The 12,748-nt window shown below is 44.6% G+C and carries 10 protein-coding genes; 1 reads left to right on the forward strand and 9 read right to left on the reverse strand.

Translation table 11 applies throughout. The features are described from left to right. Positions 1–171: 171 nt before the first annotated feature. Positions 172–828 carry an NAD(P)H-dependent oxidoreductase gene (locus R7127_RS14485; RefSeq protein ID WP_318141987.1) on the forward strand — a complete coding sequence of 219 codons (657 nt, stop codon included), beginning with the start codon at positions 172–174 and terminating at the stop codon, positions 826–828. A gap of 95 nt (positions 829–923) precedes the next feature. Here R7127_RS14485 and choV read toward each other — a convergent pair whose 3' ends face one another. From choV to mmsB, 9 genes are all read right to left on the reverse strand, one after another. Next, positions 924–2,102, reverse strand: a complete 1,179-nt coding sequence (choV, locus tag R7127_RS14490; protein ID WP_033906454.1) for a choline ABC transporter ATP-binding protein — start codon at positions 2,100–2,102, stop codon at positions 924–926. Between the two features lie 2 nt (positions 2,103–2,104). Next, on the reverse strand, positions 2,105–2,947 hold the full coding sequence (gene choW / locus R7127_RS14495; protein WP_005392552.1) for a choline ABC transporter permease subunit: 843 nt from the start codon (positions 2,945–2,947) through the stop codon (positions 2,105–2,107). Positions 2,948–3,024: 77 nt separating this feature from the next. After that, on the reverse strand, positions 3,025–3,963 hold the full coding sequence (locus R7127_RS14500) for a choline ABC transporter substrate-binding protein (RefSeq protein ID WP_005382646.1): 939 nt from the start codon (positions 3,961–3,963) through the stop codon (positions 3,025–3,027). A gap of 36 nt (positions 3,964–3,999) precedes the next feature. Continuing rightward, a complete protein-coding gene (gene betA / locus R7127_RS14505) occupies positions 4,000–5,715 on the reverse strand; it encodes a choline dehydrogenase (protein WP_138940144.1) in 1,716 nt (571 codons plus the stop codon). A 180-nt stretch (positions 5,716–5,895) separates the two neighbouring features. Next, positions 5,896–7,356 carry a betaine-aldehyde dehydrogenase gene (gene betB, locus R7127_RS14510; RefSeq protein WP_025767886.1) on the reverse strand — a complete coding sequence of 487 codons (1,461 nt, stop codon included), beginning with the start codon at positions 7,354–7,356 and terminating at the stop codon, positions 5,896–5,898. Positions 7,357–7,374: 18 nt separating this feature from the next. Continuing rightward, the gene (gene betI / locus R7127_RS14515; RefSeq protein ID WP_017820329.1) at positions 7,375–7,974 is read right to left on the reverse strand and encodes a transcriptional regulator BetI; all 600 of its coding nucleotides are present in this window, start codon (positions 7,972–7,974) and stop codon (positions 7,375–7,377) included. 605 nt (positions 7,975–8,579) lie between these two features. Beyond that, on the reverse strand, positions 8,580–10,601 hold the full coding sequence (locus R7127_RS14520; RefSeq protein ID WP_047101359.1) for a tetratricopeptide repeat-containing diguanylate cyclase: 2,022 nt from the start codon (positions 10,599–10,601) through the stop codon (positions 8,580–8,582). A gap of 463 nt (positions 10,602–11,064) precedes the next feature. Continuing rightward, complete coding sequence (locus R7127_RS14525) at positions 11,065–11,823, reverse strand: SDR family oxidoreductase (RefSeq protein WP_033906450.1); 759 nt, start codon at positions 11,821–11,823, stop codon at positions 11,065–11,067. A 9-nt stretch (positions 11,824–11,832) separates the two neighbouring features. Continuing rightward, positions 11,833–12,729: a 3-hydroxyisobutyrate dehydrogenase gene (gene mmsB / locus R7127_RS14530; protein WP_033906449.1), complete on the reverse strand. Its 897-nt coding sequence runs from the start codon at positions 12,727–12,729 to the stop codon at positions 11,833–11,835. Between the last annotated feature and the right edge of the window lie 19 nt (positions 12,730–12,748).

Raw genomic sequence — 12,748 nt, forward strand, 5'->3', positions numbered from 1 at the left:
GTTTCAAATCGATCAACTCACATCGATTTTCAACAAAAAGTAAAAAGTGATTTAAATAAACACCCTCTTATCAATGAAAAAATATCCATTATCATGAACCCATATTCGAGGTACGCATGGTTGTCGATGCTAGTGCATCCTCATCTGTCATCACATAAAGAGGATATAAACGTGTCCCATCAAATCATTACCGATCTAAATAACCGTTACACTGCAAAAAAATATGATGAAACCAAGCGCGTTTCTCAAGAAGACATGGCGATAATCAAAGCAGCACTGCGTTTGTCGGCGTCTTCTATCAACTCACAACCATGGAAATTCATCGTTATTGAAAGTGATGAAGCGAAGCAACGTTTCCACAATACGTTTGCAAATATGCACCAGTTTAACCAACCACACGCGAAAGCCGCATCACATACGATTCTGTTTGCTTACGATCCTAAATTTACTAAAGAGAAATTTGCGAAACGTGTGGATGCAGAAGTAACATCTGGCCACTTGCCAGCGGAGATGTACAACAACTTTATGGGTGCTTACGCTTTTGCCGATGCAAATACGGACGAAAATGGCTTCAACGGAAACTGGACAAAAGCACAAGTCTATTTGGCACTAGGCAACCTACTACACACATTGGCACGACTAGGCATTGATTCAACACCGATGGAAGGTGTCGATCCGGCTCTGATTGGAGAAGAGTTTAAAGAAGATCTCGAGGGCCATATTTGTGAAGTTGCGCTGGCGATTGGCTACCATAAAGATGGGGAAGATTACAATCATGGTCTTCCAAAAGCACGCCTTGCAATGGATGAGGTAATTACGACTCTATAGTCGACCATTGTCTTAGCTTAGCGACTTAACTCATTGTTTAAACTAAAAAGAGCCGCACTAATGTGCGGCTCTTTTTACTTGGTTCTGCGTCAACTTTACGCAACTTGCTCTGACTTAAAATTACCAAGCAATGCATCGTAAAGCTCATTGTCGCTTAACACACCAACCAGCTTATTATCTTCAACCATAAGCAGAGGCTGATTGCTACGCTGTTTAAGTTCAATCGCTTCTCGCATACTGATTTCTGGGCTAACCTGAACCAGAGAGTTTTCATTAACTTCGTCAAGGTTCGAAGAGTCGCTCTTCCATTGAATCAACGATTTATCTTTATCCGCTAAACTTAACCCCTTGCTCTCTTGTATCACCCAAATATTTTTATCAGGGCAAATCAGAACACGCGTATCTTCGCGAACCAAATCGTCACGCATTAAGGAACGTCCCTTCAGCACATTTAATGGATTAGTGTGAGCAACAAAGTCCGCCACATAATCGTTTTCTGGAGCAAGAATGATCTGTTCTGGCTTGCCATGTTGAATCAGCTTTCCTGATTCCATAATGGCGATGTTGTTACCGATTTTAAGTGCTTCATCTAAGTCGTGACTCACAAAAAGAATGGTTTTGTTTAGCTTTTCTTGCAGCAGAATCAGTTCATCTTGAAGCTGAGCGCGAATCAATGGGTCAAGCGCTGAAAACGGCTCATCCATTAACAAGATATCTGTGTCCATCGCGAACGCTCGCGCTAGGCCAACACGCTGCTGCATACCACCAGAGAGCTCGTGCGGGAATTTCGTTTCCCACTCAGACAAACCGACCATTTCGAGCTGTTCACGCGCTTTTTTACGGCGCTCAGCTTTACCAATGCCTTGCATCTCTAGACCAAACGCTACATTGTCTAACACCGTTAACCATGGCATCAATGCAAACTTCTGAAACACCATGGACACGCGGTGCGTACGAAGGTGGCGCAGCTTCTGTTCGTCACAGTTAGAGAGCTCAACCATATCGTCGCCATCTTTGATTTTCAGAGAGCCACGAGAAATATCGTTCAATCCGTTAACCGTTCGCAGCAAACTTGATTTACCCGAGCCCGAAAGCCCCATCAAGACACAGATCTCACCCTGTTTCACGTTCAGCGAAACATTATCAACCCCAACCACTTGGCCAGTTTCATCAATGATTTCTTGTCGAGACTTCCCTTGATCTAGTAGTGCTAGCGCCTGTGCTTGTTGCTGACCAAAAACGACATCAAGATTTTTAATAGTAATAGCGTCCATGATTATGCCTCCTTCTGGTTTGGTGCTTTACACAAGCGATCAAGAATGATGGCAACGAGTACAATCGCTAAACCCGCTTCAAAACCTTGTGAAATGTTTACCGTATTCAGTGCACGTACGACTGGCTTACCAAGCCCATCAGCACCAACAAGCGCCGCAATGACAACCATAGACAAAGACAACATAATACATTGCGTAACGCCAGCCATAATACTTGGCAATGCCGCAGGTAACTCCACCTTAAACAGTAGCTTCATTCGGCTGGCACCAAATGCTTTACCCGCTTCAAGTAGCTCCTCCGGCACTTTAATAATGCCGAGGTACGTCAATCGAATTGGCGCAGCGATAGCGAAAATGATGGTCGAGATTAGACCAGGGACAATACCTAAGCCAAACAGAACCAAGGTTGGAATTAGGTAAACGAATGTCGGTACGGTCTGCATCAAATCGAGTATTGGCCGCAACAAGGTGTATAACCAAGGACGGTGCGCCGCCATAATGCCCAACGGCACGCCAATTAATACGGAAATCGTTGTCGCTGCAAACACAAGGACAAAGGTTTCCAGCATTTCTTGCCAGTAACCAAGGTTGAGAATTGCGAGTAAGGCCAACACGATAAATACGACAAGAGGAATGCTGCGATGTAAGAACCAAGCAATTGCCGCCGTCATAATGATTGGCGCTGCAGGTGGCATCCATTTAAAAATGTCCACCACGAAAAGAATGATCGTTTCAAGTGTAATAGAGATTGCATCGAAAAAACCCGATGCATTGATGGTTAACCAATCGACGCCAGTTTCCATCCATTGGCCCAACGGTAGTTTGTTGTCCGTAATAAAATTCAAAATAAAACCTTTGTGTTAATGAAGCGGGCAAAACTCTGCCCACTTTCTTTTAAAAAAACGAGCTCAAATACTGCTTATTAAGCGTTTGTTTTTAAGTAGTTTGTAATAGCTGTTAGCGCATCTTGGCCATCTACCGTTTTCACGCCCTCTAGCCACGCTTCAATTTGCTCTTGGTTTGCATTCAACCATGCTTGCGCTGCTTTTGATGGCTTCTGTTTCTGGTTAAGAATCGCTTCCATCAGTTCATTTTCCATTTCTAGGTTAAACTCTAGATTTTTCACTAGCTGACCTACATTTGGACACTCAGCGAGGTAATTTTTACGTACGTTTGTGTAGACGTTCGCGCCGCCGTAGTTAGGACCGAAGAAGTCATCGCCACCCGCTAGATATTCCATTTCAACGTTACTATTCATTGGGTGCGGCGCCCAACCTAGGTACACAATCCATTGATTGCGGCGTGCGGCACGTGATACTTGAGACACCATGCCAGCTTCACTGGACTCAACTAGGCTGAAATCTTTTAGGCCGAATGCGTTACTATCAATCATTGACTGAATTAAGCGGTTGCCATCGTTTCCTGGTTCAATGCCGTAAATGCGGTCTTTAAATTTGTCGGCATGTTTTACTAGGTCAGCGAAGTTGGTTACGCCAGCGTCATAAACGTATTTTGGAACCGCTAGCGTGTACTTTGCGCCAACGAGGTTCGCGCGTACGGTTTCAACAGTACCTGCATCACGGTATTTCGCGATATCACCTTCCATCGTTGGCATCCAGTTACCTAGGAAAATGTCGATATCGCCATTAGCCATAGAGGAGTAAGTTACAGGCACAGACAGAAGATCGGTCTTCGTTTTGTACCCCAACCCTTTAAGTAACTCTGATGTAACGGCAGTGGTCGCTGTGATGTCAGTCCAACCTACATCTGCGAAACGAACCGTTTCACATTGGTTGGCGTAAGCGCCTGTTGCTAAAGTACTTAGTGCAATTGTTGAGAAGATTTTTGTCATCTTAGACATGTTGAATTCCTTGTAATGATTACTGACTTTTTCATTTTATGAGATCGAATCGAGATCTCTTTTTGGCGGATGCATTCGTTGCATCTCTTGCCAGTCCGGTGCAATCCAAACTGGTACGTTGTTCGACGTTTCTAGGGCGTTATCCAAAATCATATCCGCGGCGCGTTCTGCCACCATAATCGTTGGCGCATTTAAATTACCGTTCGGAATGGTTGGGAAAATAGAAGAGTCCACCACACGCAAGCCTTGAATACCGCGTACTTGGCATCGCTCATTTAAGACGGCTAATGGGTCATTATCTGCGCCCATTTTGCAGGTACAAGATGGATGGTAAGCACTCTCGACGTTTTGCTTCACCCATTCATCAATCTGTTCATCCGTCGTGATGCTCAGACCGGGTTGGATCTCGTCCCCACGAAACTCATCCATGGCTGGCTGATTGAGGATCTCGCGAGTAAGGCGAATACAATCACGCCAATCCTGCTTATCTTGTTCAGTGGAAATGTAGTTAAACTCAATCTTCGGCTTATCATTCGGATTCGCAGAGACAACCTCGACCGACCCGCGACTTTCTGGCTTGTTAGGTCCAACGTGCACTTGGAAACCATGACCATCAAAAGCAGCTTGCCCGTCATAGCGCATTGCCGCTGGCAAGAAGTGATACTGAATATTTGGCCACTTTAGTCCTTCACGAGAGCGGATAAACGCACACGATTCAAAGTGGTTAGTAGCACCAAGGCCTTTGCGAGTTAATATCCACTCAGTGCCAATCAAGCCCTTGCTCACCAAACCTAATTTGCTGTTGAGCGTGATAGGTTGTTTACAGTGATATTGGAAGTACACTTCTAAGTGATCTTGCAGGTTTTTACCTACTCCCTCCAACGAGTGTTTCACCTCAATGCCCGCTTTTTCTAATACTGCCTTAGGGCCAATGCCTGAAAGCTGCAACAGCTGAACGGAGCCAACCGAACCCGCACTCGAAATCACTTCATTATTCGCAAAACATTGCTGAATTGAACCTGACTTTTCAAACTCAACGCCTACCGCTTTCTTGCCTTCTGCACCAGTTTCTTCTAATAAAACTCGATGAACCGTCACCCTCTTCATTAGGGTGAAGTTTTTGCGTTTTTTAGCGCGGCTTAAGTATGCATTAGAGGTCGAAGCGCGTACGCCTTTGTCGACGGTCATATGCATTGGGCCAAAGCCCTCTTGCTGATAACCGTTGTAATCTTTTGTTTCTGGGTAGCCCGCTTCTTTGCCTGCATCAATAAAAGCTTGGTACAGTGGATTGAGCTTCATATCGTTGCCGTTACATGTGCCGACTGGACCGTGATCGCCCCGATATTCATCAGCACCACCAATCCAAGACTCTGCTTTACGGAAATAAGGCAAACACGACTGATAATTCCAGCCTTTCGCGCCTTCCTCTTCCCACTGGTCAAAGTCACAAGCGTGTCCGCGAACGTAAACCATGCCGTTGATAGATGAGCTACCGCCCAGAACTTTTCCGCGAGGACAATGAAGTTGGCGACCATCCAACCCTTGCTCTTCAACCGTCTCAAACTGCCACGCGTATTTTTCAGTGTTCATCGGGTAAGAAAGCGCTGTTGGCATTTGGATAAAAATACTTTTATCCGACCCACCCGCTTCGAGTAATAGGACCGAATTTTGACCACTTTCACTTAAGCGATCCGCTAACACACAGCCGGCCGAACCCGCACCGACGATGATGTAATCGTAGTGTTGTTGCATTTTTATTCTCCTAGGAGTTAATACGAATCACCGTAGATAAGTGAACGAAATTAGCGTAGGAAAAATGCTTGAGAACAAGGCGGAAATTTTGATAAGTAGTTAACCTACAATCAAAATTGACAACGTAGTTATCGAGCATTTTAACAAGCTAAAGTGGTCAGTTATCTACTATGAGTAGTATCATTTGTAAGGGCTTTCGAAGTCGCTTAGCTGAACCAGAACACTCTTCGTTTGTGTGTAATGTTTAAGGGTTTCGACTCCGTTTTCACGGCCAACACCTGATTGCTTGTAGCCGCCAACTGGCATTTCCGCAGGTGAGTCACCCCATGTGTTCACCCAACAAATACCCGCTTGAATTTGATGGATCACACGGTGCGCACGAGATAGGTTTTGAGTAAATACACCTGCCGCTAAGCCATAATCGGTGCCATTTGCACGCGCAATCACTTCCGACTCATCGCGGAATTTCAGAACTGACATTACCGGGCCAAAGATTTCTTGTTGAACGTGGCTCATGTCATCATCGCAATCGACAAATACGGTTGGAGCAACAAAGTTACCATTGGCTAGGCCATTGTCTGTTACTTTGTAGCCGCCAGTCAGTAACGTCGCGCCACTCGCTTTCGCGGCTTCAATCGCTCCTAGAACTTTCGATTCATGATCTTTAGAGATTAGCGCGCCAATTTGCGTGTTCTCATCAAGCGGATCGCCGACGACTAACAGCTCGGTTCGGGCTTTAAGCTGTGCGATAAAGTCGTCATAAATACCTTCATGGACAAATACACGTGTACCGTGCGTACAAACCTCACCTTGGGTGTAGAAGTTCGCCACCATGGCCGCAGAAACGGCATCGTTTAACTTCGCATCATCAAAAATAATCAGTGGAGACTTACCACCAAGCTCCATCGTTACTTGTTTTAGTGTCTTAGCGCTGTCACTCATGACGACTTTACCGGTGCCTGACTCACCCGTGAATGACACTTTTGCGATATCAGGATGCGCCGTTAGCATCTGTCCTACTCGGTAATCCCCTTGCACGACATTAAATACGCCATCTGGCATGCCCGCTTCTGAATAAATTTCGGCGAGCTTAAGCGCCGTTAATGGTGTTTCTTCTGATGGCTTGAAGATCATTGCGTTGCCCGCAGCCAGTGCTGGCGCCGATTTCCACATCGCAATTTGAATTGGATAATTCCAAGCGCCAATACCCGCGCAAATGCCCAATGGCTCACGACGTGTATAGAAAAACTGATCGTCGCTGAGTGGCTGCTGTTCACCTTGTAGACTTGGAGCAAGGCCAGCGTAGTACTCAAGAACATCGGCACCTGTTGTGACATCAACCGCGATAGCTTCTTGAATGGGCTTACCAGTATCTGCCACTTCCAATGCAGCCAGCTCGTCATTACGCTCACGTAAAATGGCAACGGCTTTGTGTAAAATACGGCTGCGCTCAATCGCAGTCATCGCCGACCATGCAGCAAAACCTTTCTTTGCCGATTCAATCGCTGCTTGAAGATCGTCTTGGTTCGCTTGTTTAATGTTGGCCAATGGCTCACCATTCGCCGGATTGTAAGTGGTGAAGTGTTCATCTGAACACCCGTCGTACATCGCACCATTGATATAGTGTGCTTTCATTTCCATTTTGAAGACCTGTAACTTTTAGATTTTTTCAGAATAAAACGTAAGTTGTTTTTCGAGATAATCGTTGATGATGATTCTCGCTCTTTCTGCATCAATGCCTTGCGGGTTGAGCGTTCCGCGCAGCCAAATTCCATCAATAAGTGATGCAATACCATGAGCAACCAATTCAGCCTGCTCTGCATTTAATAATGCTTTGAGTTCTTTTCTCAGGTGGGACAATAGACGTCGTTCGTTGACACGCTGCAAACGCTTGAGCTGCTCGTCATGCATTGAGTACGACCAAAACGCCAGCCAAGTCTTGGCAACTTGGTTTTCTGCCTGATAGCCGACAAAATTACCATCAATGATGGCGTTAATTCTTTGGTGATGAGCATCACTTGGCAGCTCACGTAACTTCTGTGTGATAGTGGACGAAAGCTGACGCAAGATTTCGCGCATCGTTTCCTCCAGCAATCCGTGCTTACCACCGAAATAGTGGTTGATAATCCCCGTTGATACACCGGCTTCTTTGCTGATTAACGAAATACTCGCCGCGTGTAAACCGACTCTATCAATCACTGACATTGTCGCTTTCACAAGCTGCGGTTTTCTGATTTCAGGCATCCCCACCTTTGGCATTTTGCGTCCCTGTTATTTTTAATTGAACGGTTAGTTAAATATAAAATGCCTGAAAATTAATTCGAACTCAAATTATTTTTAAAGAAAAATGTTAGTAAAAAAGGATGAAAAGTTGAGGGTGTACGAAAAATTGCTCGGTAAGAACTTGTCGGGATAACTAGATTTAAGTTTAAGAACAAACAAATAAAGCAAGTAAAATCAAACACTTAAATGTAGATCCATTTTTAAAACGATGATGAACGAGTTGATTTTTGAACAACAAAAATCTGTGCCACAAAAAATTTATATCGACCACTAATCATTTCACCTGTACATGGTTTGTTTGTACAAAGAATAGACACACTAGTTTGTTATAGTTTTGTAGACACAAGTGGCATTCGCACTTTGAAGGTGAAGGAGGCAAAAAGAGAGGTTATATTGAACGCCATGAATATGCGATTCGATATCCTTAAGCCATTTTTAAGTAATATCGCCAAGTGACTTTAAGATGTTAGATTCAGCGTTTTATATTCGAAGCAAGGATCTCAAAGTCACTTGGCTATCAAAGTAAATGGGAGGGATAAGTTCAGATTCATCGTGCGATGAGCCTGAACTTTTGATTTCTGTTACGCTAGCGAGCGACCTTTCACGCAGTTGCGTCCGTTCGCTTTCGCTTGATAAAGCAATTTATCGGCCTGATCGCAAAGTGATTTAAAACTCATCTCATTATCTTCAGTGGTAACGACTCCAAAACTACAGGTCACTCTCACTTCTTCTTTCTGTTCCGTAACAAAGCCATGTAGGGATAAAGCGCTACGTAAACGTTCTGCAGTAATAAGGGCGTTTTTATGGTCTGTATTGGGCATAACAACAACAAACTCTTCACCACCAAAGCGAGCAACAATGTCGTTTTCACGTACAGTTTCCTCCAACACTTTGGCAACGCCCGTTAGTACGGTATCTCCAAACACATGCCCATAGGTATCATTTACCTGCTTGAAATAATCCACATCGATTAACGCTAAAGTTACTGGCCCCGATTGTGGTTTATTTGGCACCATTTTCTGTTTATCGAGTTTGCTATCTACCCATTTATTTAAAGCTAGATAACCGTACTTAACTTGCTCGACTTGCTCAAAAACAAAGTGTTGTATCTTTTCTTGCTTAGATTGAGGTACCGGTTTCTCTTTTCGCTCACGCCTCACTTCTACTGGCTTAGTGAACCAGTCCTCTAAAAAACGGCGATTGAACAACCCTGTCAATGTGTCTGTCTTTGCGAGGCGACGCATTCTCAAACGCGAGCGATTGACGACGAGAAATACTACCGCCATCAAAAATAGAACACCGATGAGCGCAAGTAGCGCTTCACCCAATAAGTAAAAAGTACGACGGTTATTTTCTAGCTCCATACGCTGCAAAACATTGTTCCAGTTGAGATCTTCGTTCTCATATTCAAGTCGTTCCAACTCAAATAACGTCTGCTGGCGCTCAAGATTTTCAACTTCTCTTTGATTGCTAAATTGGATAAATTTATCGTGATAGTTACCGTAAGTTTCGAATGCTAGTTTAAAGTCATTGCTTCCCGCATAGGCCATAGCGGCGACTTTTAGTAGCTCCATTTGCTGTTGCTTGACGTATCGACTCTCTATAATCTCCGGCAGCATTGGCGCGATCATCGCTAAAAGTATTTCAAATTGCTGCTGCTCTAACATATATTCGGCTTGTAACAACTTAAATGTTGCCAAATACGCGCTAGACGTTTCTCTGTACTGTAAATTCTCCGCCAGCTTCAAGTGGTTAACCATCTTCTTTTCTTGTTTCGTCTCGCGATATAAAGCTGCAAGTTCAAGGTTAACTCGAAATCTAAAGCGTCCATCACCGATAATTTGAGCCAGCTTTAACGCTCGCTGATATGACGCTATCGCCTCTTCGTATTGGAACTGTGCTTTATGAAGTTTCGCTATCGTCAAAACGCTCAACAACTCATTGAACGACATACGCCTATCCCTAAAATAGCGATATGCTTGTTCCAAAAGCGCCTCAGATCGGTCGTAACCCTGAATTTTGACAAGTACGTCACCTAGCTCTAGTGCTGCACGTTCGACCAGCCCGTGAACACCTGAAGATTCAGCCGCATCCATGGACGACATAAGTGCAGCATAGGATTTTTTAAACTCACCTTGCTCATCGTAATAGCGTCCTTTTAGCAACAGGATTTCTGATTCAAGTTGCTTATCACCATTCTCACGCGATGTTTCCAACAAGCTATCCAACGCAGAAAGCGCGGTATCGATATCGCTCTTTCCAACCATAGTTCGCATCTGAATCAACTTAAACAGGAGATACTCATGGCTCTGTGGACGCACAAGCTCCAATCCTTTTTGAACGACACTCTGACTCTCTTCTACGCGCCCTAGCAGCTCTAAAACCGTGGCCTTGGCAAGCCAGTAACGCACCAACAGCGCTGTTGGTTGGTTTTGTAGTAAAGACTCTTCTTCTAACGCTTCAATCAAAGCTAAAGAACTCTGAGGTAATGCGTAAATTTGATTTTCGATGCCTTCTAACGACTGTAAAAACTTACCTTCCTGTTCCACCTTTTCTGTGGAGGCCTGAACAGAAAAACACAGACACCCCAATAATAGCGGCATCGTCCTAAGCGAATGAAATAGTGACATTATTGCTCTTCCCTAATGGGTAGTTACTTCAGTGTAATTGAGAATTCTGATTATTTATTATTAAGACAACTGAAGGTTATTCAGTCAGCCTCATATTCCCATGTATTTTGCGCTGAATAATAAATCACCATCTTTAGATGCCGAAATAGTTTTCGGTCACAATACAACCAATGAGAGTGTTTTTTACACACCAAGAATAACGATCTCGTTAGTGAGACAAAAGATCGTCTTAGTTGTGAGTTGATACATTTACATGACAAGCAATATAGAACTAACCATTCACATAAGAAATAGAATCAATTTTTATACCGTTCGATGAGATAGCAGTCGACCATGCATCCAATACATTTTTCAGATAGAAGCAATAAAAGAAAGAAGAAAGTGGAAGGAAGCGGACAATCAAACTCGCTCCCCTTTTTTTATGTTGCAGAGGGGGTTACATTCGCATTCCGCCATCGACTTCAAACACTCGTCCGGTCACGAATTCGTTGGTTAACACGTATTTTATGGTCGATGAAATTTCATCCGCCAAACCTAAACGTCCAACCGGAATCATTCCGATTAAACGTTCCATCGCTTCAGGTTTTATTTGGTCTGTCATGGCAGTTTTGATGACACCCGGAGCAATCGCCACTGAGCGAATTCCGAAACGCCCTAACTCTTTCGCCCACACCGTTGCCATGGTGGCTACCGCCGCTTTAGATGCTGAATAGTTGGTTTGACCAATATTCCCGGCACGCGCAACGCTGGATATGTTGATCAGAACCCCTTTGCTATCGGTGTTCAGCATTACCTTGCTCGCTTCACGGCCACACAGGAAAGTGCCTGTTACATTCACATCTAGAACAGACTGAAATTGTTCCAGCGACATCGTGTTAACCTGACCATCTTTGACTTTAATGAACATACCATCACGCATAATACCTGCGTTATTGATAACGCCATTGAGCTGCTTGAAATCTGCCTCAATTTGCTCAAAAGCAGTGCACACCTGCTGTTCGTCAGTCACGTTTGTCACATAAAAACGAGCGGTAACGCCGAGAGATTCACATTCCGCTTTCGTTTCAGCCAGTTGCTCTGAATTGAGGTCGATAAGCGCAAGATGAACGCCATTTTCCGCCAGTGACAGTGCCATTTGTTTACCCAGCCCCTGCCCTGCCCCCGTGATCGCAATGACCTTATTTGCTAACTCCATAAGCGCTCCTTAGGCCTGATTTTGCTTTTGGTAGAACTCAAACAAGCTTGAAAAATCTTTTTGCCCGTTGCCCTGACCGTTGTGAAAATTAAACAGATTACGAGCCAAGCTGCCCATTGGCGTTGATGTTTGACTGGCAACCGCCGCTTCCATCGCAAGACCCAGATCTTTAGCCATTAACTGGCTCATAAAGCCGCCTTGATAACCATTGCTTGCAGGCGTATTTTCCATCACACCTGGACAAGGGTTATAAAGCTCTAGCGCCCAGTTACGCCCTGAACTTTGCAACATGATGTCGGAAAGCACTTTGGGATCGAGTCCGTTTTCCATCCCTAAATTTAGTGCTTCACAGGTGCCGCTCATCAAAATGCCCAACATCATGTTATTGCAGATCTTCGCGACCTGACCAGCTCCAACATCGCCCGCATGGAAGATGTTTTTACCCATGTGGCTAAGCACCGCTTTGGCTTGAACAAAGTTCTCTTGCGAGCCGCCAACAATGAAAGTTAACGTACCTGCTGCTGCGCCCGCAACGCCACCAGATACTGGTGCATCAACAAAACTTATACCAAGTTGCGATGCTTTTTCGCCAACCAAACGAGCAGTCGCAGGATCGATGGTGGATGAATCAATCAGCAAGGTGCCTGATTCGACGCTATCTAATATGCCATCTTGACCAAGATAAACGCTTTGAACGTGTTGGCTCGCTGGCAGCATAGTGACAACCACATCAACACCTTGTACTGCCTGCTGAACGGAATCGGCACTTGAAGCGCCCAATGCGGTCAACTCCTCAACTGCGTTTGGGTTCAAATCAAATACTTCGACGTTCAAGCCCGCTTTAAGTAGATTCTTAGCCATAGGCGCACCCATGTTACCAAGGCCAATAAATGCAATTTTGTCCATATCGTATTTCTTCCTTGTA

This window comes from Vibrio sp. 1159 (assembly GCF_033340395.1).
In the GTDB taxonomy this organism is placed as follows: Bacteria; Pseudomonadota; Gammaproteobacteria; order Enterobacterales; family Vibrionaceae; genus Vibrio; species Vibrio alginolyticus.

Excerpts from the sequence above, each read along its gene's own strand:
- choV (WP_033906454.1), bottom strand. The coding sequence starts at position 2,102 with ATGGACGCTATTACTATTAAAAATCTTGATGTCGTTTTTGGTCAGCAA.
- R7127_RS14500 (WP_005382646.1), bottom strand. The coding sequence starts at position 3,963 with ATGTCTAAGATGACAAAAATCTTCTCAACAATTGCACTAAGTACTTTA.
- betA (WP_138940144.1), bottom strand. The coding sequence starts at position 5,715 with ATGCAACAACACTACGATTACATCATCGTCGGTGCGGGTTCGGCCGGC.
- betB (WP_025767886.1), bottom strand. The coding sequence starts at position 7,356 with ATGGAAATGAAAGCACACTATATCAATGGTGCGATGTACGACGGGTGT.
- betI (WP_017820329.1), bottom strand. The coding sequence starts at position 7,974 with ATGCCAAAGGTGGGGATGCCTGAAATCAGAAAACCGCAGCTTGTGAAA.
- R7127_RS14520 (WP_047101359.1), bottom strand. The coding sequence starts at position 10,601 with ATGCCGCTATTATTGGGGTGTCTGTGTTTTTCTGTTCAGGCCTCCACA.
- R7127_RS14525 (WP_033906450.1), bottom strand. The coding sequence starts at position 11,823 with ATGGAGTTAGCAAATAAGGTCATTGCGATCACGGGGGCAGGGCAGGGG.
- mmsB (WP_033906449.1), bottom strand. The coding sequence starts at position 12,729 with ATGGACAAAATTGCATTTATTGGCCTTGGTAACATGGGTGCGCCTATG.